General features: G+C 52.9%; 18 protein-coding genes. 1 reads left to right on the top strand and 17 read right to left on the bottom strand.

The window, feature by feature from the left end:
• Positions 1–31: 31 nt before the first annotated feature.
• The gene (locus FHS19_RS23955; protein ID WP_183584303.1) at positions 32–946 is read right to left on the bottom strand and encodes an ABC transporter permease; all 915 of its coding nucleotides are present in this window, start codon (positions 944–946) and stop codon (positions 32–34) included.
• Positions 947–1,251: 305 nt separating this feature from the next.
• Here FHS19_RS23955 and FHS19_RS23950 point away from each other — a divergent pair, with 305 nt between their 5' ends.
• Entirely contained in the window at positions 1,252–2,268 is a 1,017-nt protein-coding gene (locus FHS19_RS23950; RefSeq protein WP_183584302.1) for a LacI family DNA-binding transcriptional regulator, read from the top strand.
• A gap of 118 nt (positions 2,269–2,386) precedes the next feature.
• On the opposite strand, the gene FHS19_RS23945 is transcribed toward FHS19_RS23950, so the two are convergent.
• The 16 genes from FHS19_RS23945 to FHS19_RS23870 form a co-directional block, all read right to left on the bottom strand.
• Positions 2,387–3,454, bottom strand: a complete 1,068-nt coding sequence (locus tag FHS19_RS23945) for a glycoside hydrolase family 76 protein (protein WP_246426784.1) — start codon at positions 3,452–3,454, stop codon at positions 2,387–2,389.
• Between the two features lie 144 nt (positions 3,455–3,598).
• Positions 3,599–4,585: a carbohydrate ABC transporter permease gene (locus FHS19_RS23940; protein WP_183584300.1), complete on the bottom strand. Its 987-nt coding sequence runs from the start codon at positions 4,583–4,585 to the stop codon at positions 3,599–3,601.
• A gap of 27 nt (positions 4,586–4,612) precedes the next feature.
• A complete protein-coding gene (locus FHS19_RS23935) occupies positions 4,613–5,482 on the bottom strand; it encodes a carbohydrate ABC transporter permease (RefSeq protein ID WP_183584299.1) in 870 nt (289 codons plus the stop codon).
• Complete coding sequence (locus FHS19_RS23930; RefSeq protein ID WP_183584298.1) at positions 5,479–7,728, bottom strand: DUF5696 domain-containing protein; 2,250 nt, start codon at positions 7,726–7,728, stop codon at positions 5,479–5,481. The genes FHS19_RS23935 and FHS19_RS23930 overlap by 4 nt, the downstream gene beginning before the upstream one ends.
• 10 nt (positions 7,729–7,738) lie before the next feature.
• Positions 7,739–8,386 carry a Yip1 family protein gene (locus FHS19_RS23925; protein ID WP_183584297.1) on the bottom strand — a complete coding sequence of 216 codons (648 nt, stop codon included), beginning with the start codon at positions 8,384–8,386 and terminating at the stop codon, positions 7,739–7,741.
• Positions 8,383–9,804: an NHL repeat-containing protein gene (locus FHS19_RS23920; protein WP_183584296.1), complete on the bottom strand. Its 1,422-nt coding sequence runs from the start codon at positions 9,802–9,804 to the stop codon at positions 8,383–8,385. The genes FHS19_RS23925 and FHS19_RS23920 overlap by 4 nt, the downstream gene beginning before the upstream one ends.
• A gap of 12 nt (positions 9,805–9,816) precedes the next feature.
• Positions 9,817–10,674, bottom strand: coding sequence for a carbohydrate ABC transporter permease (locus FHS19_RS23915; RefSeq protein WP_183584585.1), 858 nt, complete (start codon positions 10,672–10,674; stop codon positions 9,817–9,819).
• Positions 10,675–10,695: 21 nt separating this feature from the next.
• Positions 10,696–11,646 (bottom strand): carbohydrate ABC transporter permease, encoded by a 951-nt coding sequence (locus FHS19_RS23910; RefSeq protein ID WP_183584295.1) that lies wholly within the window; start codon positions 11,644–11,646, stop codon positions 10,696–10,698.
• A gap of 21 nt (positions 11,647–11,667) precedes the next feature.
• Positions 11,668–14,598 carry an extracellular solute-binding protein gene (locus FHS19_RS23905; protein WP_183584294.1) on the bottom strand — a complete coding sequence of 977 codons (2,931 nt, stop codon included), beginning with the start codon at positions 14,596–14,598 and terminating at the stop codon, positions 11,668–11,670.
• 163 nt (positions 14,599–14,761) lie between these two features.
• On the bottom strand, positions 14,762–16,180 hold the full coding sequence (locus FHS19_RS23900; RefSeq protein ID WP_183584293.1) for an ABC transporter substrate-binding protein: 1,419 nt from the start codon (positions 16,178–16,180) through the stop codon (positions 14,762–14,764).
• A 339-nt stretch (positions 16,181–16,519) separates the two neighbouring features.
• Entirely contained in the window at positions 16,520–17,911 is a 1,392-nt protein-coding gene (locus tag FHS19_RS23895; protein ID WP_183584292.1) for an ABC transporter substrate-binding protein, read from the bottom strand.
• A 63-nt stretch (positions 17,912–17,974) separates the two neighbouring features.
• Entirely contained in the window at positions 17,975–19,780 is a 1,806-nt protein-coding gene (locus FHS19_RS23890; protein WP_183584291.1) for a cache domain-containing sensor histidine kinase, read from the bottom strand.
• A 15-nt stretch (positions 19,781–19,795) separates the two neighbouring features.
• On the bottom strand, positions 19,796–21,505 hold the full coding sequence (locus FHS19_RS23885; protein ID WP_183584290.1) for a response regulator transcription factor: 1,710 nt from the start codon (positions 21,503–21,505) through the stop codon (positions 19,796–19,798).
• A gap of 331 nt (positions 21,506–21,836) precedes the next feature.
• On the bottom strand, positions 21,837–23,129 hold the full coding sequence (locus FHS19_RS23880) for a glycoside hydrolase family 125 protein (RefSeq protein WP_183584289.1): 1,293 nt from the start codon (positions 23,127–23,129) through the stop codon (positions 21,837–21,839).
• A gap of 202 nt (positions 23,130–23,331) precedes the next feature.
• Positions 23,332–24,513, bottom strand: coding sequence for a GntR family transcriptional regulator (locus FHS19_RS23875; RefSeq protein ID WP_312887317.1), 1,182 nt, complete (start codon positions 24,511–24,513; stop codon positions 23,332–23,334).
• 325 nt (positions 24,514–24,838) lie between these two features.
• Entirely contained in the window at positions 24,839–25,582 is a 744-nt protein-coding gene (locus FHS19_RS23870; RefSeq protein ID WP_183584288.1) for an ABC transporter permease, read from the bottom strand.
• Position 25,583 lies beyond the last annotated feature (1 nt).

Here is a 25,583-nt window from a genome sequence, read left to right as displayed (position 1 = left end):
AAATGAAGTTCATGAGATCAGGGCCTTCTGGTTAAAACAGGGCGTAATCCTTCTGCACCTTGCGGACGATCCAGTTGACGGTGACGACGAGCACGAAGCCGAAGAAGGATTGGAACAATCCGGCCGCCGTCCCCATACCGATGTCGAAGTTGATCGCCAGTGAGCGGTACACGTATGTATCGATGATATCCGTCGCGTCATACAGCATGCCGTTGTTGCCGACGATCTGCCAGAACAGGTCGAACTGTCCCTTCAGGATGCCGCCCAGGCTGAGCAGGATCAGCAGCACGAAGGTCGGCCGGAGCAGCGGAATCGTGATGTAGCGGATGCGCTTGAAAATGTTCGCCCCGTCGATCTTGGCCGCTTCATGGTACTCGTCGCTGATGCCCATGATGGCCGCCAGGTAGATGACCGTTCCGTAGCCGAGCCCTTTCCACACGTTGAAGAAGACGATGATGTATTTCCAGGGGGCGGTGTGCAGGTAGAAGTCGTATGGCTGCATGCCCAGCTGGCGCAGCAGCGAGTTGATCACGCCGTTTTCAAAATTGAACAGGTTGTAGACAAACGCCCCGACCAGGACGAAGGAAATGAAGAACGGCAGAAACATGATCGATTGGGTCGTCTTTTTGAACCATTTGCCAGCCAGCTCGCTGAGAAACACCGCGCAGACCAGCTGCAGGATGTTGCCGATGAAAATAAACGCCAGATTGTACAGCACCGTGTTCTTCGTGAGGTTGTACAGTGCGCCGGATTCGAACAAAAATTTGAAATTGGCGAGACCGACGAACTCGCTGCCGAACAGTCCGCCGTCGAAGCTGAAATTGGTGAACGCGTAATACACGCCAACCATCGGTATGTAGCTGAACACAATAAAGAACAGCAGAGCCGGCAAAATCATGAGAAAGAGCACCTTGTTCTTGGCCAGCTCCTTGAAAAACCCGGACATATAGCCCTCACCTCAATTCGCTAAGATGGATAGAAGCTACTGTAATCGATTTCATTTTATTTTAAAAATCCGCTGTAACAACCACCTCTTTCAACGTTTTATCGCCAAATCCATCACTAAATGAAATCGATTTCTTTTATTTTTAATGAAAAAGCCTTTTCGCTCTGCTGAGGATCAGGCTGAATTGTCAACAATTTTGTTCAACATGCAGGTGAATCACCCGCTATTGAAATCGATTTCATTTTGAATTATAATTACCCCAGTATGTTTTGTCAAACAAAAAATTGAAGTAAGGTTGATGAGAAATGGACGCGAAAATAATCGACGTTGCGGCCAAAGCCGGCGTGTCTCCGGCCACGGTTTCCCGTGTGCTGAACAACGCCAGCGGCGTCACGCCCAAAACGAGAAACAAAGTGATGAAAGCGGTCGACGAGCTCAACTATCATCCGAATGCCGCGGCGAAAAACCTGCGTTTGCAAAAGACGCTGACGATCGGCGTCATCGCCCAGGACATCAATAATGCCTATTTTACGGAAATCATCAAGGGCATTGAGAACATGGCCTACGCCCAGAAATACAAAGTATTCATATGCGATGCGGAGAACCAGACCGACAAGGAACGGGAGTATTTGACGATGCTCATGGACCGGACGATGGACGGCGTCATCATGATCGCGCCGACGCTGTCGGATGAGGAGATTTGTGAAATTGCAGACAAAGGGTATTTTGTCGCCATTATCGGCCGGAATATCGAGCATCCGCGGATTCCGTGCATTTATACGGACAACGTCAAGTTTTCCCGCCAGGTCGTGGAGCATCTGGTGGAACGGGGCCACCGGGACATCGTTTTCCTGAACGGTTACCCCGAAGCGGTCGACAGTTATGAGCGTCTGGAAGGATACCTTAAGGCTCTGAAGGAGAATCAGATTCCCTTCCGGCCGGACCTGGTCGAAAACGGGAACTTCAACGAGTCGGGCGGATACGATGCGATGAACCGGCTTTTCGCCAAAGGGGTCCCGTTTACCGCCGTTTTTGCGGCGAACGATGAGATGGCGCTCGGCGTGTATCAGGCCTGCAAGGAGCGCGGCATCTCCATTCCGGAAGAGCTCGCGGTGGTCGGGGTCGACAACAACCGGATCAGCAAATACGTGACCCCTCAGCTCAGCACGGTCAATCAGCCGAAATATACGATGGGTGCCATTATCGTGGAGAAATTCATCGATCAGATGAACGAGAATGCATTTGCCGACAAGCGGATCTTTACGGTCGATTCGGAGCTGCTCGTGCGGGGTTCTTCGGACTATTACCGGAACAAGAAATAACACCCTGCTGGAAACGGAATTTCAGGATCTACCGATACGGATATGCATACCGATACGGATTTTGGATACAAAAAAGCGTCACCCCGCTCACTAGGCACGGGGTGACGCTTGCATTGTTTCAAGGGGCAGCCGGAGATTCGCCGGCCTGCATCAGCAGCCCCCTCTTCTCCAGCTCCGCCAAACGCTCCAGCAGCTTAACGCCGCTCAGCTGGGTGCTTAGGGATACCGGTTCTGCCGGCGCCTGCCTCCAGTCCGTTCCGAACAGGCATGCGGCGCTTCGTCCGGCGTCCCACAGCACGTCGGCATTTCCGGCGAGCATTGGTACGGCAGTCCAGGCCCCCTCCTCTGATGCCAGGCTCAGTTCCGCCAGGTAGCGGACCAGGACGCCTTTAAACAGGCCGCCGTCTCCGCTTCCTTCGTCCGGAAACACGCCGTCATCCGCGGCAAGCTCCGCCTTGGCGGCCTTGGCCGTGCGCAGAGCATCCACGAGGAAGCCCGACTCCCCGCTCACCCGCCACAGCTCCACGCCCGCTCCGATAAAGACACCCTGGCAGTAGGTGAACTTCCAGTCCTTATCAATGCTTCCGTCCCCGGTCCGGTTCATGCCGTCCCACACGAAACCGGTGGCGGGATCGACCAGCGAACGCTTTTGCCAATCGTATATTTTGCGGGCCCAGTCCAAATCCTCCGCGCTGCCAAAGCACCGGTACAGCCTTGCCGCGAGAATCGCGGCGGGCGCGTTGGCCGGGGTATTTTTGTAAGCCAGCTGGGATTTGTGCCATGCGATGCCGCCCCCCATATGGTCATTCCATCCGGTCTGGATGTCTCCCCACAGGATTTGAACAGTATCCTTGTACTTCTCTTCGCCGGTCGCCTCATACGCGCGCAGCCAGGCGATCGCCATCCATTCCATATCGTCGTACAGCTCATTCGGGTACACGCCGCCGTTCCGGCGCCGGATGCCGTCATGCAGCTCCGCGAGCATTTCCCCGTACACCGCTTCGCCGGTGCGGAGCAGTCCGTCCACCAGCACGTCGGCGGCATGCGCCATCCACCAGTAATGAAAAATCGTGTTGCAATCTCCGTCCGGGCACGGGGTTTCAATATTAAACATCGAGATATCCGGATTCCAATAATGCCGGCGCAGCGCTTCCTGCGCTGCTTCCGCGCGTTCTGACCACAGCATGGCGACCATTCTCCCCTTCCAACGGCACCCGATTGGATGCTCTGTTCATGAGACCTGCCTTTGTCCATCCTTCGGTTTACCAGTCATTGATTTCGCCGCTGGCAGAACTTCATCCTTCATTGACCCAGAGCCCGAAGGCTACGCCTACTCAACCAACCCGGAACGCTCCACGCCTTGAATGAAATACCGCTGCAGAAAGAGATAGACCACAAGCATCGGCACCAGCGCAAGGAATGTGGCGGCCATGACGACAGGCAGGCTGAACACTTCAAAGCTGCTGCCTGTCAGCGTATCCAGCGATTGATAGAGCCGCGGAAGCATCATCGGCAAGGTGAACTTCTCTTCCGACGTCAGGAAGATCGACGGCTCGAAGAAGTCATTCCAGTGCCACACCAAGGAAAGAAGGGTGGTTACAACGATTGCTGGCGGGGTAAGCGGGAGAATAATTCTCCAGTAGACGCGGAAGCTTCCGCAGCCATCCACCCTGGCCGCATCCTCCAGCTCCCACGGCAGCCCGCGGAACAGCTGGCGGAAGATAAAGATGAACAAGGCGCCCCTCAGCCCATTGGCGAAGAAAGATGGCACGATCAGCGGCATCACGCTGTCCAGCCACCCGATCGTCTTGTACTGCATATACAAAGGGACGATGATCGTCTGCGGCGGAATGATCATCGTGAACATGCACAGCACGAACAGGACTTCCCGTCCGGGAAACCTGATTCGTGAGAACCCATAGGCGACGAAAGAGCAGGATAACACCTGGCCGATCACGCTCACTACGGAAATCAGGGCCGAGTTATTGAAATGCGTCCAAAATTGCAGCCCCTTCATGCCGTAGTAGAAATTTTCCCACGCCAGACTTGTCGGAATCCACTTGATTGCGAAGTCAATCAAATCCACCGGATGCTTGAGCGACGTCGTGATCATATAGATAAACGGATAAAGAAAGACAAAGGCCAAATCAATCAGAATCACATACACGAAGATGCGGTAAATAAGCGCGAACCAGCGGCTTTTGCTGCTGATCCGGCTGATGACGCTGTTATTTCTTAGCGCTTTCGCCCGGTTAGCGATACTTTCAGGCCGCACAGCCACACGCTGCTTGGTCTTCGACATCGGAATCGGTTTCATGCTGCACTACCTCCTTGCTCCTCATTCTCATTTTTCACCTGTGTATACGACTAGGCGTCTGGTCGAAGCAAATACGATAATGAGCAGCAGGAAGATAAACAAGAAGTAGATCCAGCCCATACCGGACGCGTAGCCCATTTCGATCTTCGTAAAGGCCGTATCTTTGATATAGACCATCATCCTGTTGTTGATATCCGTGAAGGAATCCACGCATGTATAGACCAGATTCAGCAGGATGATCGGTGAGATCAGCGGCAGCGTGATTTTCCAGAACATCTCCCATTCGGTGGCACCGTCGCATCTGGCCGACTCATAGAGCGACGGAGAAATCCCCTGAAGTCCGGCTAAAAAGAGCAGGATCTGCACGCCCGTCTTCCAGAAGATCACGGTAAGCCGGCTCAGCATGTCGAAGACGATCTGCGAGAACGTCGGGCCCATATACAGAAATACCTCTTCCGGAACGCCGATCCCGTTCACCAGCGTGTCTTTGCCGACCCCTGCATAGAGCAGCTGCTGCATCGCAAGGCCGGAGCCGATCAAGACGGGCAGGAAAAAAGCTGCGCGGAAGAAAGCGCGTCCGCGGATCTTATGATTCAGCAGTATGGCAATAAACAAAGAGAAGACCAGGATCAGCGGAGTATTGATGACGGCGTCCTGTACCACCGAAATGAACAACGGAATAAACTGCGTATCCAGCACGAACGCCTTGTTGAAATTTCCCCAGCCGACAAGCTCCAGGTCGAAATTTCCGACGCCGACCACTTCATGAAAGGCCAGCCAAAGGGAGTAAATCAAGGGATACAGCATGAACAATGCGAACCCGATCGCCCACGGTGCGATATAAACATAGCCCGCCAGCATTTTTTTTCGTTCCAGACTCAACTTTTTCCCTGTCACGCTGATCCCTCCTTCGGCACCACGATGAAGTTTTTGCCTGGAATAAGATGATGATCGACCGTCACCTCACCCGGCGTATAATTGACAATGACGCGAGTCCCGTCCTCATATACGACCTCATAGACATCATCCTGCAGCTTGCGGTGTTCCTTCATCGTCTGCGACCATACCGGCCTCAGCTTGCCGTTCATCTCTTTGTAGTATTGAACCGCTTGATCTACCCAGTTGCTGTAGGCCGAGCTGAACAAATCGCTGTAGACGGTGTCCTTCAAATCTTCGGAGTGGCTCATCGTTAATTGATAGTACGGCATATAGCCGTATTCCACCATCTTGAGGTACTGCAGCTGTGGATCGTAGAACAAATTTTGCGGATCGCCCGAGTAAGGAATAATGCCATGCAGCGCCATTTGGTAGAACGGGATCGTTTCGTCGGTAAAGAAGAAGCCACTGTCCTCCATCGGTATGCCGAACAGACGGGAGGAATGCTTCAGGCTGTATCCATTGCCCCCCACCGAGGCCGCACCGCCGAATTGCAAGACCGATTTCTCCATCATCTCCGTCCACTGCTGGGCTGTTCCCCCGCGCTTCAGCGGATAATCGTCGTTATAGTCGTAGTAGAGCTGACTGCCGATGCCGTCAAAGTTAATGCCGGTAATATCCAGCTTGCGCAGCGGATTCAGCACGTTCTTCTGGAAATGCGCATTCTGCTTGCCTGCATTCAAGTAGAAGAGCTCGCTGTAACGGTCGGTCACGACAAAATGGTTGGCTCCGACAACGACGTCTTTGCGCGACGAGAAGCCGTCGTTACCCTTCCATGCCTCGACATAGTTGTCCTGCAGGAAAAGCTGGTAGTTCTTCACCTTCGCATATTCGCTCAGCTTGGCAAGCCCGCTTGTGCCGCCCAGCTTACGGGAAGGCTTATATCCCGACGGATAACTCATGTAGCCTTCGCCCGTCCATCCGAGCAGGTTCGCCGAGATCGCCTGCACGCCGCGTTGGCTGAGGTCTTCCATCATGTTCTGCGCCTCTGAGAAGGTCGTATTTTGAATAAAATGATCGATCAAAATCTGGTCCTTCTTGATGCCCATGAGCAGGTCAAGTCCAAAAGGAACCGCCTCCCCTTTCTTCACCTTCGGAACCACGCCTTGCTCGTCGAGCAAATACTCCCTGTAGGCAGTTGCCATATGGCTGTAATCGGCTTCACTGCCGCTGAAGAACACGTAGCGGATGGTATGATCCTCCCGGATCAGATCCTTTTCCGGCTTCTTCGTCAGATTGCCGTCTTTCTTAACCGCTTCATACTCGCGCCTGTAAACAAGCTCTGAAGATACCCGGTTCAAATTAATGAGATAGCCGCTCGGCGAATAGAGGATATTTGCGTCGTATTCCCCCTGGGTGATGATCCCCATAAAAGAGTTATCGCCCACTTTCAAGCCGAAGATCGGCAGCATCGCGTTCTGTTCCCGTCCGAAAAAGTTGAAGTTAATCGTATCCGCTCCGTAGACGCTCGCACGATAAGGATTCAAATAATTCGGGTGGTTTGTCTTAAAGTAGGACAGCGCACCCGGCCCGTCGGGATAGACCGCATAGCCCTGATCGTGATCCGATGCCGCTCCGAAGAAGGGCAGCGGAGCCACTGACATGAGCCAGTTGTCCTCCCCTTCCTGGATCGATTGTCCGGGTACGGTGACTTCAAGGACGTTCCCCTTCAATTGAAAGCTCATATCGAAGCTGATTTTCAGCCTGGGCAGCTCGTAACGGACCGATATCCCGTTTTCCAGTGAAGTCGTCGTCATCTTCGGCTGCTCGAGAACAAAGTTCGTCTCCTGCGTTTCCAGCGCAGGCAGATGGGGATCCGTGTAGGTCAAATGAAAAATCGATTGACTGCTGGCGGTCCACAGCTCATTCCCGTCGGTCTCGATATCCTGGAGCGGAACGGCCGATTCCCACCGGTAGCCGTTGCTCTTGTCGATCACCGCGATGGCGGAATCGGATGAGCGGAACTGCAGCTCAAGCCGGTCGTTTTCGGCGATCTTCTCATAACGGGTTGGATTCTGCGGCTGTCCGCTCTCCTCTGGAGCCGGCATCTGCTCACTCTCAACGACCTGATTCTTATTCGGCCTCATTTCCTCCTTGGCCCGTTCCATGGCCCTTTGCAAGGAGGGTAACGCCAGGAGCACGAGCGCAGCAATGATGACGCTGACGGTTAAATAGTAGATCCAACGTTTGGCGAGTCTCGTTTTCATGGTACCCCCCTCAATTTTCCAGTAAGTATCTGATTTCTACGGCCACTTCACGCACAAATTGAAGAACGTGGTTCGTCAGAGCGAAGACAAGCCCTACCGTCCCCCAGAAAATAATAAAGGCGAAAACGGATAAAAGAAGGACGCCGACCGCTTTCTTAAAGGTATAATCGTTCAGCACCTTCAGTTGAATGAAGATGAGCAGGGCCACCCACAGCCAGATCATCGTATTGATGCTGTTGTACAGCCCCAGTTCGCCTCTTGACATGACCAAGGAGACGGCAGCCAGCGGGATGGTAAATACGATGTATGGGATCAGGGCGTAGGACATCGCGGTCAGCACTTGGCTGAAATAGGCCTCGCCGTCCATAATCGCCGTAATTAAATAACAGGCAATAACCCCAGATATCAGCGGCACGACGAAGCGGATGATTTCCAAATTCAAATTGGCATCCTTCGGCTGAAGCGACGTCATATGAAAGCTGGTCATATAGATCGAGATAATTCTGACGCTGATGGTCAGCAGGATTAAGACGAATGCCGAGATCAGATGCTTGTTCTTCTGCAGCTCCTCAAAACCGTCCACCGGATGGAAAAGTATTGCTATGCCCAACCGCAGTGACCGGAGACCCGACTGTTTGATATCCGCCGCTCTGATCAATAGCCATACCTCCTTATGACGGTATTCGTGACGCGGATCATGAATTTCACGATAAAGTAGATCGCGACCACGATGAGAATAACGGCCATAATGATCCAGCCCAGATATTCACGCAACAAGTCATGCCGGTACTCGGCGAAAGCGAGCGAATACCCTTCCTGGTCATTGCCCAGCTTAAATTCCTTCATCGCTTCCTTCCATTTCTCTTCCTTCATCAGTGCTTTCGCCACGCCGCGGTGGGCGAGCGGATAGTTCTCGTCGATCTTCAGCACTTCCTTCCAGGGCACCATCGCTTCCTGGTAACGCCCGTTGAAGTGCAGCTGGCTCGCTTGGTGGACCAGTTCCGCAAAGCGTGTCGGCTGAAAAATTTGAATGTTATTGCGGTCCCGGTCCAATACGTAGATTCTGCCGGCCTTATCGACGACGATACTCGTCGGATATTCAAAGCGCCCCTTCTCATCGCCTTGCCCGCCGAATACGGCAAGCAGATTGCCTTCCTGATCGTATTGATAGATCTTCCGCGACATCGCGTCGAGCGCGTTCACAACCCCGTACTGATCGACGGCCATATCGATGAAATAAGGGTTTTCCAGAGCTCCACTTTCGATCGAGGCTTCGCCGAAAAATGCCTTCTTGTAGATGTTTTCACCCATCGCATTGAACTTCTTGAGCTGATCCGCTTCGATCAGAACCGTCGGCGTATAGATAAATCCTTTACCGTCGATCGTAATATTCGAATTTTGCGGAGGAACCGCATTGTTCAGCTGCTCCCGCTGCTCCGGCGTTGCCAATAACCGGATGAGCAGCTTCTTCCAGTCGAACGGAACGCGGTTGGCGCCGATATAGCCGCGGAACTGGTTCATCGCGTCGATCATCATGAAGCCGCTGTAATCATTTTTATTAAGCGCATAAAGATAACCGCGCCGGTCCATGATCACTTTATCGGGGGAAAAGTCCAAATCTTCGCTCAGCAAGGAGGATTCCGGCTTGACGAATTCTTCGATCAGTGCCCCTTCCGGGGACAAATGGATGATCCTCCCGCTGCCCGTGTCCGCTACGAACATATGACCGAGGTTATCCACATAAATACCGCTCGGACTGCTGAGCTCGACGCCTTGTTCCTTCCCATAGATGCCCAGCACTTTCCCTTGGCCGTCCAATTTCACAATCCGGTTATTATCCGTGTCAGCTACGTATAGGAGACCCTTCTCGTCGATAAACAAGTCGTTCGGTTTATTCAAGCCGGGCTGGCCAACATCCATAATGATCGTGTCTACCGTATAGGTCAGGGGGATCGGCATCCGATGACCATACATCGGATCGAGCGTATAGGACATTTGCGGGAGCGCATGGGCAGGCAAGCTGCAGAGCAGAAACAGCAGACTGCCGAGTATCCCCGCTGTTATTCGTTTGTACACCTTATCCGCCCCCTATGATTTGATCCCGGAATGAACCATCGTATTCATAATCAGCTTCTGGAACAGCAGGAAGATGAGAATCGGAGGAAGCGTCATCAAGAACGTGCCGGCAGCCAGCGCCCCCGTCCGCGCCACAACGCCCGGCCCCCCGGCCAGCGTCTGGATCGCCAGCGGCAGCGTCTTCATCGATTCGCTCGTCGTAAACACGAGCGCCGAGAAGAAGTCGTTCCAGTTTCCGATGAAAGAGAAAATAATCAATGTTGCCCAGGCCGGCTTGCTCACCGCCATGATCACCCTCCAGAAGATCTTCCAGTCCGAGGCGCCGTCGATATGCGCAGCCTCAATCAGAGCATCGGGAATTTGGTCGAAGAACTGTTTCATCAGGAAGATGTTGAAGGCCACGGCGATCTTCGGCAGAATCAACGCCCAATACGTATTGACCAAGCCTAAGCTCGATACGATCATATAGGTCGGAATCTGGGTCACCTGCGGCGAGAACATCAGAGCGGACAGGATGACGGAGAAGATGAAGCCCGCACCCGGCGGCTTGAACTTGGATAACACGTAAGCGCCCAGGCAGCACACGACTAAGCTGGAAAGCACGACCGCTACGGAGACGAACACGCTGTTGAAAATGTACCGCGAGAAAGGAACGACAGAGCTGTCCGTCGCGGTAAGCAGATCAAAGAAGCTGCGCAGGGTCGGCTTCTGCACAAAAAATCTCGGCGGGTAAAGGAACAGCTCGTCGAGCGGTTTGAAAGCCGTGGAAATCATATATACGATCGGCAAGGACGTAAATCCGACCAATGCGATCATAAACGCGTACAACAATCCCCTGTTGAAGCGGGCGATAAATTTCGTAAAGCTCATCGTCACGTCCTTTAACCCCCCTTATTGATCTTTGGACGATAGTAACCGCATCACGATACGGCCTAAGCCAAACGTGACTACAAACAGGAAGACGGCGATTGCCGATGCATATCCAAGCTCGAACCGGATAAAGGCATAATCAAAGAGATGCGCAATAATCGTATGACCCGCATAGTTCGGGCTCGGCATACCGGAGATGGCCACGGCAATGTCGAACACCCCGAAAGCGCCGACGATGGCGTTGACCGCACCGAACAGCAGCTGCGGCTTCATCAGCGGCAGCGTGATGAACCATAATTCCTGAAACCGGCTGGAAATCCCGTCAATGGCGCCCGCTTCATAGAGCTCGGGCGATACATTCTGCAGCCCCGCCAGGAAGACCAGGAATCCCGTACCCATGCTCATCCATAAAGAAACGATAATGATGACCGGCATGATCGTATTCGGATCCGTATTCCAGAGAATCGGCTCGCTGATCATGCCCCAGTTGAGCAGCGCATTGTTCAATAACCCGTAGCGGTCTCCGGAAAATATGTAGAGCCAGACGATCGATAAAGCGATTCCGCTCGTAATCGAAGGGACGTAAAAGGCCAGCGAGAAGATCATTTTGGCCTTCAACGTATTGATCACCCACGCGAGCATAAAGGATAAGCAATAGCTTAGCGGCCCGGCGATCACAGCAAAGATAAACGTATTTTTAAGCGATGTAAGAAAGATGTCGTCTTCCAGAAACAAGACGCTGTAATTGGATAAGCCGACCCACCTCGCCGGTTGGAGCATGTTGTAATAGGTGAAGCTGAGATAGACCGACTGCACGACGGGAATGACGGTAAACACGATGAAGAGAATTAGGAACGGGCTGAGAAACAAATAACCGAGCGCAGCCCTCTTTCTCGCGTGATTCAATTTGAATCGACGTGCCTTCTGCGGGGCCAGCTGGAGCGGCCCATTAACCTCCACGCTGCTTTGCATACTGCTCCTCCTTCCGCCGCCTTAGTCTTTCGGCGTGAACCCGAATTCCTTCTGTTTGGCGTCAAGCTCTTTGTTAATATCCTTGATGCCCTTCTCCAGCGACTCCCTGATATTCATGCCGCCAAGAACGACGCGGTTCCAGGCATTATCGATGTTCCGCCCCGTGAAGTAGCCGCCGAGCACGTACGGCTGCTCTTTGTAGTACTTCCATTGGTCCTTCAATGCCTTGAGGTCGTCCTCCGGCCATGGCAGCTGCGACAGGGCGTCTATATTCGCCGTATTCCAGCGGGCCTCGACGCCGAGCAGCGCCTCCAGCTCTTGGCCGAACTGCAGCTGAACCTCTGTACTCGTCCACCATTTCAGGAACTCCCAGGATTCCTGCTGATGCTCCGATTGCTTGAAAATCGCAACAGACTGTACCGCTCCACCGGTCGTACGGTCAATCGATCCATCGGCCTTCTGATGGCCGGGAGACGGAGCGACGCCCCATCGTCCGATCAGTTCCGGCGCTGCGGTAGAGAGCTGTACATAGGTGAGGTAATCCGCGATCCCGATCGGCATTTCCCCCGTACGGAACCTGTTAAAGAAGTTCGCCATAACCGGGAACTTGTAATTGGTATAGAGCTCCGTCCATTCCGTGAAGGCCTGGAAGGCTTCCGGCGAATCCAGCGCCGACTTGGTTCCGTTCTCCTTGTAGTAGTCGCCGCCATTCTGGTAGAGAAACGGCATAAAGCCAAGCTGCGTGATCGGATAGTACATCTGCATCCCGTTCTGCTGCAGAATCGGAAGCAGAGCATAGACCTCATCCCATGTCTTCGGGATGCTGACGCCCAGCTCGTTCAAGATATCCTTCCGGAAGACCAGCAAGTTGAAATCCTGCGTTTCCGGCAGCGCATAGTTCCCCCCGTTGTATTTGAAAGGAATGAGCGAACCCGCAAGGAAGCGTTTACTAACTTGTTCATAATCGGGGAACTGCGTTAAATCGACGGAAGCGTCCCGGATCGCAAATTCGACGGGCAGATGCGCGTCGACGCCTGTTGCGACATCCGGCGCTCTGCCGGAGCTTGCCGCGAGCAGCAGCGTATTGACGGAGCCCGAGTTCAATTGGCCGGCCGGGAGCGTGTTGATGTTGATGCGTATGCCGGTTTTGGGCGTGAAGTCTTCCTCCGCCATTTCCTTCATAATTTCCGCCCACTCTTTACCCCGGGATACCCAAACCTCGATAACCGGACCGTCTTCCTCCCCCGTTTCGCTGTCGTAGACGCTGCCTACGCCCGTATAGTCCTTCGTAAAGGAAGCCATGAAGTTTTTGAACGTGCTGACCGATTTTTGCAGAACACTGGACTTTACCTTCGGATATTTCGTGTCCGGGGCACTGATCAGGATGTAATCCAGAACAAGCGGCACATTCTGCAGATCCATCAGCAGCGTGCTGAGGTTCGTTTGGCTGTTGCTGAGCTCCGATAATTGTCTTGGGATCGAATCGGGGTTGCGGATCATTTTCTCGAACGTGTGGTTCATCATCCGCAGACTGTTCACCGTGCTCGGTTCCACATCCGACAAAGCCTTGAGCGCATCCATCTGAACGAGCAGATCGTCCGCGATGACCTTCAAGTCCTCAATCAGCTTCGGCACCTTCTTGTTCAGCTCGTATTCGAAGTTCGGGTCCGGCGTCGGTCCCGTGATCATAATAATCCGCCTGTATAGGTCGGAGAGCTTCTGGGTATCCGCCGTCAAAGCTTCCATGATCGGTTGATACGGCCCGACCTGGGCGGTCATCGTCAGCGTATGCTCGCCTTTCGTTAAGTACACGAGCAGGGGGGCATCTTTTCCTGTTTGTTCATTGTCCTTATGCAGCGTTTCAATCCGCCAGTTGCGCGAGTAGGTAAAAGGGTACAGCTCCAATTCCTTGAACGGAACTTTCCCATCTATAAGAATTTGACGATAGGACGGCAGCCCATCGCCCCACCATTGTCCAAATTTCAGCCCAATCTTATACAAGCCGTCCTGCGGGACCGAGAATGCCCATGATGCCTTCTGGCCGCCTTTCCTCCAGCGCCAGTCGCCAAATGCGTTCAGCCGGATTCGCCCATCGCCTGCCGGCTCCATTAACGGATCGCCATTCGATTCTCTGCGGATCGTCGGATCGGATTTCATCGGATTGTTCTCCGCCTGCACTTTCACGTTTGTCTGCTGGGCGGGTTCATAGCCTTGCGCGGTGTAGACCTGTTCCACTTCGGCATAACTTGGTAATGGCTCCGGTGACGTAATCCGGATCTCGTCGATGGCCATTGGTTCGAGCAAATAATTCATCCGAATGACATGCTTGCCTGCAGTCAAATGAAATTGGAAGGGCTCCGGGTATAGACCATTCCCGTCCGAAACCGGAAGGTCCATCCACTGGGGCTTCTCGATTTGCTTGGGTCTGACGTCGTCCCCCTGGTTGTTCTGGGCCGGATCGCCCCGGTCGACCCAGCTGCGGTAGAAATAGATGCGCTGCGCCTCGCGAAACGGGCTTTCTCCGTCAATCAGCAGCTCCCGCTGCATCGGCATTCTTTTGCCCGGCATCGGATAATAGCTCAGGGCCAGATTGTAAAGACCGTCCTGCGGGATATCCACCGACCATTCGATCCACGTTGTCTTGCTGTCCCACACAAGAGCGGAAAGGCCATCTACCGTTTCCGAGACCGGCTTCGCGCCTCCAAACGCCGAATGCTGATCGGCTTTCATCACAATGTCCGGTTGATCGGCAGGCGGATAACCTTCTTTCTGATATCCGGCCAGCGTAGTCGCATAAGTCGGCTCTAATATACTGTTCATGGCTAATTGGTCATTCGCCAGCGTAACGCCTTGATTCTGATTCCGGTCCCGTAAACGTTCGTTGTTGGCATAAGAATGAAAGCTTTCACCGAAGGTCAGCGAAAAGACAAGAAAAGTGATCAATATAAGCATGACTCTCTTCCACTTTAGTGCATCATTCCAACGCCATTTCAAGCACCGTCACCTCTTTGTCGTTCAATTCATCAGGATGTCCCTTATGCGGTTCTCTTCTTTTTGGAGAAGAAGGGGACTGGCGATTCAGCTGCCCCCTCCTAATGAAACCGGTCCACCTTGATTATTTCGATTCCAGTTTTTTGAGCTCGTTATCGACATTTTTCTTGACTTCGTCCAGCAGCTTCTTCGGCTCGCCCTTTCCGTTCAAGGCCAAATCCTGAACGCGGAAGGTTTCATCCCACAGCTTCTGGCCAACAGGCGTTACAGGGCGATAATGCGCCACAGGCATCAAATCGACGAATACCTTCAGCTTCGGATTCTCGGTGATCTTAATTTCTTCGTTCACCTTCGGCATCGTCGTAATATCATTGCCTGCATCCGCCCGCTTCGCCCAGAGCAGCGTGCCCTTATAGCCGCCGATAAACTTGAGGAGCTCCCATGCTTCCTGCGGATGCTTGGCTCCCTTCGGCATGACCCAGGAATGGCCGCCTGCCCATGTCGTTTGCGGATAACCTTCCGCGGAAGGCATCGGGGCGACACCCCACTCGAAGGTAGGCTTCACCTTCGCATTGCTGGTTAAATCGTTCAGCACCCAGTTGCCGTCCACGACGAATCCCACTTTGCCGGTCCAGAACGAATTGATGCCGGTCTTGCCCATGACATCGTTGAACTTGTTGATTTTGGACATATCGTATTTTTTGGCGTAGCTGACCATCCATTCAAGCGCTTTCACAATTTGCGGGTGGTTTGGCGTCAGCTCCTCGCCATTGGTCCATTCTCCGCCGAAGTTCCAGCTCTGCGTGTATAAGTAGGTTTGATTTGCCCAGGGAATAAAGCCGACCTGCTCATAGCCGCTGCCGTTGCTTGTTTTCTTGAACATTTTCTCCGCCATCGCATCCAATTCCGCAATCGTGACCGGCGGCTTCTCCGGGTCGAGTCCCGCTTCCTTCATAAGCGTTTTATTATAATAAAGCGCCCGGTTATCCGTGGTGAACGGCATTGCATAGAGCTGGTCCTTGTAATTCGCTTCCGCCCAGACGCCCGGATAATAATCGTCGGCGCGCACTTCGTCTCCCGCATCAACGAACGGCTGCAGGCTCTCCAATGATCCCTTAGCCGCCCATTGTCCTACCATGAAGCGGTCGAGAACCGCTACATCCGGAGGCGTACCGCCGGCAATCAGCGTCGTCAGCTTATCCGTGCCCCCTTGATCGATGATGTATTTCACTTTAATATTCGGGTGCTCTTTCTCAAATTCGCTGATGACGAGCTTCGTGTAGTCCGTCTGGAATTTGCCTCCCCAGCCCCAGAGCTCAAGCGTTACTTTTTCACCGCCGCCTTTACCCGTATCGGTATTTTTCTTGGCGGTATCGGTCTGTTGATTCGTACTGTCCGTTCCCTTTGTTTCATTGGCTCCATTCTCTCCGCTGGACCCGTTCGAGCCCCCGCAGCCTGTTAATACGAAACATACCGATAATGCGGTAACCAGATACTTAAGCATCGCTCTTCTCAAATGAGTGGCGCCCTTCTTTTTCCTCACTTACATGCCTCCTTTTCACATATATAAGCTGAAATATTGAACTAGGGATGGAGGCAAATACGTAAAATGTCCCTACGATTCCTCTTGTTTTCGGAATCACTTTACTTCCTTGTCTGCATCCTATTCTTTAATTCATCTTATATAGGTTTTAAATGGTAATTCGGATCCTTCTTAGAGTGTAATCGCTTTTATGGGAGGGGATAATGAGACTGCTTTTGTATTTCGTGTACTATCTTTACTATCTTGGAAGGAGGACCATCGGCTATGCGTTTCCATTCAAGGCAAAAAAAGAGTGCCTGTCATACATGACAGACACCCTTACGGCTGCTCGTAACGGCCCTAGGGATGCTCAGTTTTGCTGTTTGCGTCCCCCATCACCTTAGCCAATTCAGCATCGACGTTCTTCTTCATTTCATTTAAGAGCTCTCGCGGTTCTCCCTGCAGGTTCATCGCCAGCGTTTGCACGCGGAGCATCTCATCCCACATGTAACCGCCCACAGGGGTGACGGGTCTGATGTAAGCATTCCCCAGCAGCTCTGTAAACACCTTCAGCGGTTCCTTCTTATCCAAACCGAGCTTGGCATTCACTTCCGGAATGCACATCAGATCATTTTTGCCGCCCTCGCGGCCGGCCCATAGGAGCGAGCCTTCCTTGCCCGCTACGTACTTCATAAACCTCCAAGCTTCCTCTTTATTTTTCGCCCCTTTGGGCATGACGAACGACCAACCCCCTGACCATGTGACCGACCGGCTGCCATCGATTGTAGGCATTGGCGCCACACCCCACTCGAAATCCAAATCTTCCATCTCATTAAGAAGCCAGTTGCCTTCATAGACAAAGCCGACTTTGCCGGACAAGAAGGAGTTTCTTCCGGTTTGTCTCATCATTTCCGAAAATTTCAACAGCTTCTTTACATTATACTTCTCGGCGTAGCCCTGCACCCATTCCAGCGCGTTAACGTTCTGCGGATCGTTCGGCGTCAGCTTCCCGCTTCGTTCCCATTCGCCGCCAAAGTTCCATCCATGCGTATACAAGAAGCCTTGACCCATCCATGGGACGAATCCGACTTGCTCATATGCGCCGTCCCCGTTCGTTTTGAACATCCTCTCTGCCATGGCATCCAGGCCGGCAATGGTTCTCGGGGGATTATCAGGATCAAAACCCGCCTGCTCCATCATCGTTTTGTTATAATACATGGCGCGGCTGTCCATATTCCACGGGAGGGCGTACGTTTTGCCGTCGTATTGGGATTCCGCCCACACGCTTTTGTAATAAATACTCGCCATATCTTCCCGAATCGCATAAGCCGAAATGTCTTCAATGGAGCCCATCGCCGCCCATTCGCCTACAATAAACCGGTCGATCATCGCGACATCCGGCGCCTTCCCACCGGCAATCGCCGTCAGCAGCTTATCCGAGCCTTGCGAATTGTCCGAATTCTCGATGAAGGTCATTTCAACCTTAATGTCCGGGTTTGCCTCCTCGAACGGCTTCACGACCGTATCGTAAAATTCGTCCTGAAATCCTCCGACCCACGAATACCAGAAGCTTATCGTTACAGGGCCGTTATGTTTAATCGGGCTGCTCGCAGCACTTTTACCCATTAATTCCGAATTAACGTTGAATGTCGCTCCCTTGCTGACATAAGCGTTCCATACCATGATTACGGTGACCAGGAGTACAAGTATGAAAAGAACAGGCATCTTTCGACGAGTCAAGAACACTTTCATCGTTACCTCCACTTTTAACTTTCTCTTGTAATCATCTACGCACGCTGTCATATGAAACTAGCTTCAACTGACTTGCTGGGCAGGGCTTCGCTTCGTGAGCGGGATCGTCATGGTTACTTTCGTTCCTTCCCCCAAGCTGCTCTCCATCTCGATCCCGTACTGGGCGCCATATGCGATTTTTATTTGAGAATTAATATTTCTCAGCGCGAAGCTGCTTTCCTCCGTAGGCTGTTCTCCGCCCAAAATGTGCTTCAATTCAGCCAGCTTATCCGGCGCGATTCCCGCGCCGTCGTCCGTAACGACGAATTTCAGGCAGCTGCCTTCACGCGTAAAGGCAATATCCAGCCGGCCCTTGCCGGATTTCCGCTCCAGTCCGTGATAAATCGCATTCTCTACGATCGGCTGAAAAATAAATTTGAGCACTCTATAATCCATCAGCGATTCGTCCGCCTGCACATAGAGCGTAAACTTATCCTTGTACCGGACCTTCTGGATCATGATGTAGCTCTCGATCAAATGTACGACCTGGCTGACGGGCACTTCATCCCTTCCCTCGCTCAGACTGATCCGCAAATACTTCGAGAGGCCGAAGATCATCGTGCTAATGTCGTCAACTTTATGTATCCGGGCAATCCAGTGGACGGAATCGAGCGTATTGTACAGAAAGTGGGCGTTAATTTGAGATCCAAGCATTTTCAACTGAAGATCGCGTTCCAGCAGCTTCTGCACATAAAGTTCGTTAATTAATTCCTTGATATGGACCACCATCTGGTTAAAATGGGTGAACAAATAGCCGAATTCATCCTCCCGCTTATCGATAATCCGGATGTCGAAGTCTCCGTCCCTGGCTCTGCGCATCGCATGCGTCATCTTCTGAAGCGGCCGGTGAACGGCAGAAGCGATAATGACCGCGAGCAGGATACCGATGCAGGAGAACACAATGCCCAGCGACAGCATATACCAGCGGATATCCATCGCTTCCTTCATCAAATCGGTGCTGCGCAGCATGCCGACGAGCCTCCAATGGTTCGTCTCCAGTTGACTATAGACGACCAGCATCTCTTCCCCGTCTATGGAGTAGCTCAGCGTTCCTTGACGCTCCTCTTTGAAAGGAATGCTCATATTGCCGGATAATAGAATTCCACCCTTATCCCCTTTGATGCGGCCGGCATCGTCAATAATGACGTTGATCCCCGACCCGTCGTAATCGATTTCCGCCAAGATTTCGCGGACCTCCGCCGGATCGACTTCGTACAGCACGACGCCGATAATCTCTCCGCGGCCTTTCATATTTTTCTGGGCACGGCCAAAGGTGAATACAGGCTCGGAGCTTGGGCCTTTTATTAATGAAGGCATAATGCCGAAATAAACGAGCCGGCCGTCAGCCTGACGGATTTGTTGATACCAGGCCTCCGTGAAGTATTCGTACGGGTACGAATTGTAGACCGGAAAGGACTCTTTGGGCGAATAGCGGTAGGAGTAGCCCCTCTCGCTGAGCAGATAGATATTATTCATATCATTCCTGGAGTTTACCAGGTTCGATAGAAAGGCGGTATTCGCGTTATTCGTCTGAATCCTTTCCTTCTCGTCCATAAAATCTCCCATGAGCTGCTTCTGAATATCCTTGTTACCGACGACAAGAAGGGAACGGTCCTCGTATCCCTCCAGAAGGATATCGATCCGCTTGCTCATCTGCTGAACATTCTGAAGCGCCATGCCTCCGATTTTGTTCTCCATCATATGAGCGGATTTATCATAGGATAGATATCCCATAACGGTAATAATGACGATCATGCTGGCTACGTAGAATCCGAACACTTTCATTCCGACCGAATTGAACTTGATTCTATCGATGAACTGCAGTCTCATGATGTCCCTCTCTTCTTATGCCCCGTAATTACGGTATTGAGCGGGCGTCATGCCTTCCCATTCCTTAAAGGTTTTGACGAAATGCCGAAAATCCCGGTATCCGACGCGGTCTGCGACTTCATACACCTTAAGAGGGGTCTGCTCAAGCAATTCTTTCGCCTTCGTGATCCGGATTCGAATGAGATAGCGGCTGAGTGTTTCGCCAACCTCTTCGTGAAACACTCTGCTGAAGTAAGAGGGATTCATGTAAATCTTTTCGGCTACGTTATGCAGGCTGATGCCAAGATGGTAGTTATCATGGATATAACGCAGCGCCGTTTCAATCGTTCGTTTATGCGCAATTGAGGGTGCATCAGTATCCTTCATGAGGAAGGTGTCCATGATCATGGTCTTCCAATCTCCAATAGAACACCTGTAAAGCTGGAGCTTGCGTTGATGCGTTATTGCGGAAACCTTGGAATGATCCTTTGCCTGGAGCAGCTCCTGCCACTTGGACAAAAGGATGCTGATGTGCATATTCATTTCATACCTTACGGCAATGGCCGGCGTCTGCTTGATAAGCTCTTGCAGCAGCCCGGTCTGTACATCGAGTAATTCGGACAGCCTGCCGGCATCCATCAGCTTCATGGCATGCAGAATCCGATTCGACAACGCCGAGTCAAGGAAATCCGCTTTGTGGTCCGTGAGCAGAACGTCCGCCGCCCATTGCCCCATACATGCAGCCATACGGTAGTCCAGCTGCTCAGTCGCGCGGGAGATGGATCCACGACCTGCTGATCTGCCGTCCATCGGGGCAGTATGGACCTGGCCGGGTCCGTGAATCAAGTAATTCATGCTTGTGGTAAGCGCTTCCCTAAAGGAGGATGCCAGCTGCGTCCGCTCTCTTAAGCCGCTGATCCCTATGCTGATTCGAACGTCCAACACTTGAAGCGCATCTTTAATCACGCTATCCATATGGCGGTATAAGTCTTCGACGCCGGAAGAGGCTTCCTGCTCACTTAGTGAGGCGATCAGCGCCACGTCCGCAAAATCATTCCCTTGTAAAGGACAAGCCGAGCACCGGATACCCTTTTGGGACAGGACTTCTTCCACCAGATTTCCGAGCGCGTACCTCATGAGCGAGCATCCGCTTTCATCCATTTCCCGGCCTCCCCACTCGTGGACGACCATCGTCATAACGATCAGCCGTTTCGGATCGAGATTGATATGAAGGGCTTCCCATGCGGATTTCATCTCTCTCTCTGTCAAGGATCGGGTTAAACACATCTCCAGGTGCTTCTGTCTGGCGAGCGGCAGGCTTTCCCGAATACGGACCGCCAATTCTTGCAGACGAGAGTTCAGCTCTTGCTTCTGTTTGATTTCGCTGATGCAGCGCTCAATAATTTCAAGCAAAATCGGTTCTTCGACCGGTTTGAGAATATAGTCAAACGCCCCTAGCTTGACCGCCTTCTGCGCATACGCAAAGTCGCTGAAGCCGCTAATAAAAATAACTTTCGTATCGTATCCGCGTTTTTTGATTTCTTCCAATAAGTCCATTCCGTCCATAGTGGGCATCTTGATATCCGAAATAATCATTTCCGGAACATGGGCTTCGATTAATTCCAACGCCTTGCAACCGTCCTCGGCGTCACCGATAAATTGGATTCCGTGTGAGCTCCAATCAATGGTCCTTTTCAAGCCTTCCCGAATCCAGTGCTCGTCATCGACTACCATGAGTTTTATCACTGTGTATGCCCTCCTTTTCAATCAACCCATCACGAACCAGGCTGTGTTACACCAATATTACAGAAGTAGCAAAAGTAATATAATGTTTTTATCTTTGGATTAAGTGTAATATTTTTACTTCGCTCTGTCTCCTCACTTATTCAATAAGCTCTTGGCCAATGCCAAGGCGTAAGGGTATTTCCTCCTCAAAGCAGCCTGATCATCCAATTTTCAAATTCCCAATGCGATAAAACAAAAATTCCTCCTACGGAAGTAGGAGGAAGCAGTATCGAGGTGCAGGTAAGCCTTTATCCAACTCCGCACTTTATTAGGGTATTTGGGGCCGTCTCTCTCAGCGCATCACCCGGATGCCGCAGTAATCCATCAGCAGTTCGCAGAACATCATGTTAGCCCACGAGAACCAAGGTCTCGTATACTCCGCCGGATCGTCAGCCTTAAAGCTCTCATGCATCAGCCCGGTCCCCGCATCCGTTCGGCTCATCACCTGCAGCAGGCGCAGCTTCTCCTCACGGCTGTCCGCGGTCAGTCCTTGCATCGCCAGGGCGATATGCCAAATGTAGCCCTCCGGTGTATGCGGGCTGCCGATGCCCTCGGCCGCAGTTCCTTCAAAATAATAAGGATTGTTCCGGCTCAAAATAAACCGCCGCGTATTCTGATACACCTCATCCGACGCATCCCGGTAACCGAGATAAGGAATCGACAGCAGACTTGGCACGTTGGCGTCGTCCATCAGATTGTGATGGCCTAAGCCATCGGTTTCGTAGGCGTAGATCGGGCCGAACTCCGGATGCTGCACGATGCCGTGCTCCCGGATGCCCTGCTCAATCTCTTGGGCAAGCTTAGTGGCCCTGCCATGCAGTTCTTCATCCTGCAGCACTTCTTTGGCGATTTCCTGCAAATAGCCGAGCACCACAACGGCGAACATATTGGAAGGAACCAGATAGCCGTACTCGCACGCATCGTCGCTCGGCCGGAATCCGGACCAGGTCATGCCCGTATAGGCCGTCTCCGCGCCTTTGCCGTCCCGCACCAGCGTATCGCTCGGCACGCAGTCCCTCCGCTGGAACCGGTAAGGCGACCGCTCCTCATGGCGCTGTTCCACCGTCCACAAATTAAGTATGGCCTCCGCAGCCTGACGGAAGCTGCCTTGGAACTGCAAGGTTCTGCCTGTGTTCTTCCAGAGCAGGTAGCTGAGCTGAATTGGATAGCAGAGCGAATCGATCTCGTATTTGCGTTCCCATATCCAGGGGGTCATCTCCGTCTCGTCCGCCTGGTGGCCGCGCCCGTTGGCTTCTTCATTGAAGGCGTTTGCATAAGGGTCCAGCAAAATCGAATCCAGCTGCCGCCGCACCAAACCCTCAATCATGTCCGCAGCTTCCGGATCCTCCTTCGCAAGCACCAGAAACGGCCGCACCTGCGCAGCCGAGTCGCGCAGCCACATCGCTGGAATATCGCCGGTAATGACGAAAGTCGTTCCGTCCTCCATGCGTTTCAGCGTTGTTCCCCAAGTATTCCGTATCGCATTTTGAAAAATGTCCAGCAAATGCGTCTCTCCGGCCAGCTGTTCCGACATTCTCCCGGCCAGCCGTTCCAAAGTAACAGGCTCCGTACCCAGTGATTTCATGCGCTCTCCTCCTTGGTTATGGCATCATAAGCGTCGAAAGTGAATGAATATATCAGCTATGCTACCGTATGAATACACAAAAATTATATTTGTTGGTAAGTTAACATGTCAATATACTTTTTATAACATTTTAGCGTTAAATATTATATTATTTAAAAGGAAAACGGCATTCCCGCTCAGGCCTGCCGCTTCGGTATCAACTCTATTTGTGCTTCATGGCAAGTCCGCCGTTCCGAACAGGTCCCGCCGACAAGCCTTCGATGAGCTCGGCATCCAGCAGAATTTTACCGGGCACGCTCTCGCCGTTTCGCAGTTTTAGCACGTTTTCAAAGGCGAGCCTCCCCATCTCCTCCTGCTTCTGCCGCATATGGGTGAACAAGGAGCCGGCAGCGTCATCCGGACTGTCAAAACATACGATCGACAGGTCTTCCGGCACGCGGATCCCCGATTCCAGCGCCGCCTCATAAGCAAGCCTGGCGATGTTGTATTCCATGGCGAACAGAGCGGTAATTTCCGGATGGGCCGCAAGATGGCGCTTGATATGTTCCTTCTCCTTCTTCTTGTTCTCCGGTACAAAGGCAGCCGGCAGCGTCGCCGTAATGTTCTCCATCCACAGGCTCCGGTCGGCGGCAATGCCGCTTTCCGCATGGGCCTGGATAAACCCTTCGATCCGCTCCTCGATGGCGGTCGTATCCCGGGGCGGGGTGGTCATGAGGCCGATATGGGTGTGCCCGAGCCCGAACAGGTAATGGATCAGCTGCTTGGACGCCGATACGTTGTCCGTGCTGATGGAGCTGGCGGAGACGCCTTTCAGGTGCCGGTCAAGCAGCACGAACGGATACTCGCTGATGACCAGCTTTAAAATTTCGGCATTGAAGTATTCGCCCTGCGCCGGGAAAATAATGAGCCCGTCCACCCCGATCTCCAGAAGGCCCTGAATGGCTTCCTGCTCTCTGGCGGTCTCTCCCAGCGACCTGCGGAGAATCAGATAGCTGTCGTGCTCGCGGGACGCTTCCTCCATGCCGAAGACGAGACTCGTTCCATAGCTGTCCCCGAAGTCGGTCATGACCAGTCCGATCAGCAGCTTGCCGCTCTCCCGGCGTCGCTTGGATGCTGCCCCCGCGCGGGACGGCGATGTCCCTCCCCCGCTTCCATAATCTTCGGCCACAAAGGAGCCTCTTCCCGGCTGGCGGACAATGTATCCCTCCTGCGTCAGCATCTCCAGCGCCTTCTTGCTGGTGATCCGGCTGACGCTGTAGGCTTCGCCCAGCTCCTTTTCCGACGGGATCCGCTCCCCCGGCATATATTTTCCGGCTACGATCTGATCGCGCAGTTCTTCAAAGATTTGTTCGTACATCGGCTTCGACGACGATTCATGCGACACGTTGCAACCTCCTCTGTCTCTGGGTCCACAAGTTCAGCCCCGCTGAACATGAATACATTCTGAAATCTCTAAATAATATATCATGTTATATTCACTTTGTGAATAGCCACCGGACTGGGAGCTCCGTTGAACGCCATCTTCACCCTGCATCAGCACAAAAAAAGAGCGCCCCCAGCGGGGACGCCCTTAGTTTGCTTTACCCGTATTTTCAGCAGCCCAAACCTTTTTCAGGAAAATTACAGCAAATCATTCTGTAATCCGTACTTATTTCTCGTCATCCATCTTTTTCCTCGTGTCCAGCCATTTTCCCGGGTCTACATTCCTTCTATACTTCCTTCATCCGGAAATAGATCCACCCGATCAGGAAAAAGACCACAAAGCTGCCGACGACCGTAATCATCAGACTCTCAAACGGCAGGTTCAGCGCCCCGAATCCGCCCCCCTCCATCGTGCCCGCCGGCAGGGTGGCCAGAAACGGCTGAGCCCAGGGATAGTAAGGACCGTAGGTGGCCGAGTTCACCACCAGCATGTTCGGGATAGTGAACATCACGTTCAGTGCCAGCGGAGCCGCGAAGCTGCTCCACATGAGCGAGGCGGCCAGCTGCAGCGCGGCGAGCGGCAGGCAGGCGACCCAGCCACCCAGCAGGCTGCGGCCGATCTCCGTCCACGGAATCGGACCGGGCAGACCTTTCACGGCGCCGACCAGCAGCAATGCGCCGAGAAAGAGCACCTGCATGATCAGCAGCAGAGCGATAATGACCGTATACTTTGCCAGGAACACCCCGGACCGGGTCACCGGCAGGACCAGCAGCTGCTTCCACCCGCCCCCTTGATGCTCGTAGCGGCAGATGAAGGCGGCGAAGATTCCCGACATGATCGGCATAAACAGCAGCGCGTGCAGCATGCTCAAGGCGCCGAGCAGCAGCAGCCATGGCTGCTGCCGGCTGTCGACGTCCGACAGCAGCCCGACCAGAATGGAGACGAGCGGACTGACCAGGATGAGCAGCACGATCAGAGAGCGGGACATCTTCAGCCGTTCGGCGGATAACACCCGAAAGTAACTCAGCATC

Origin of the sequence: Paenibacillus rhizosphaerae (assembly GCF_014192015.1) — a bacterium.
In the GTDB taxonomy this organism is placed as follows: domain Bacteria; phylum Bacillota; class Bacilli; order Paenibacillales; family Paenibacillaceae; genus Paenibacillus_AQ; species Paenibacillus_AQ rhizosphaerae.
The sequence above is the reverse complement of the archived record's forward strand: the minus strand, read 5'-3'. Positions and strand labels throughout refer to the sequence as shown.

What these genes read in the sequence shown, in the direction of transcription:
- FHS19_RS23890 (WP_183584291.1), bottom strand. Translation starts at nt 19,780, where the DNA reads ATGAGACTGCAGTTCATCGATAGAATCAAGTTCAATTCGGTCGGAATG.
- FHS19_RS23915 (WP_183584585.1), bottom strand. Translation starts at nt 10,674, where the DNA reads ATGAGCTTTACGAAATTTATCGCCCGCTTCAACAGGGGATTGTTGTAC.
- FHS19_RS23895 (WP_183584292.1), bottom strand. Translation starts at nt 17,911, where the DNA reads ATGAAAGTGTTCTTGACTCGTCGAAAGATGCCTGTTCTTTTCATACTT.
- FHS19_RS23955 (WP_183584303.1), bottom strand. Translation starts at nt 946, where the DNA reads ATGTCCGGGTTTTTCAAGGAGCTGGCCAAGAACAAGGTGCTCTTTCTC.
- FHS19_RS23880 (WP_183584289.1), bottom strand. Translation starts at nt 23,129, where the DNA reads ATGAAATCACTGGGTACGGAGCCTGTTACTTTGGAACGGCTGGCCGGG.
- FHS19_RS23905 (WP_183584294.1), bottom strand. Translation starts at nt 14,598, where the DNA reads ATGCTTATATTGATCACTTTTCTTGTCTTTTCGCTGACCTTCGGTGAA.
- FHS19_RS23930 (WP_183584298.1), bottom strand. Translation starts at nt 7,728, where the DNA reads ATGAAAACGAGACTCGCCAAACGTTGGATCTACTATTTAACCGTCAGC.
- FHS19_RS23945 (WP_246426784.1), bottom strand. Translation starts at nt 3,454, where the DNA reads ATGCTGTGGTCAGAACGCGCGGAAGCAGCGCAGGAAGCGCTGCGCCGG.
- FHS19_RS23870 (WP_183584288.1), bottom strand. Translation starts at nt 25,582, where the DNA reads ATGCTGAGTTACTTTCGGGTGTTATCCGCCGAACGGCTGAAGATGTCC.
- FHS19_RS23910 (WP_183584295.1), bottom strand. Translation starts at nt 11,646, where the DNA reads ATGCAAAGCAGCGTGGAGGTTAATGGGCCGCTCCAGCTGGCCCCGCAG.
- FHS19_RS23940 (WP_183584300.1), bottom strand. Translation starts at nt 4,585, where the DNA reads ATGAAACCGATTCCGATGTCGAAGACCAAGCAGCGTGTGGCTGTGCGG.
- FHS19_RS23950 (WP_183584302.1), top strand. Translation starts at nt 1,252, where the DNA reads ATGGACGCGAAAATAATCGACGTTGCGGCCAAAGCCGGCGTGTCTCCG.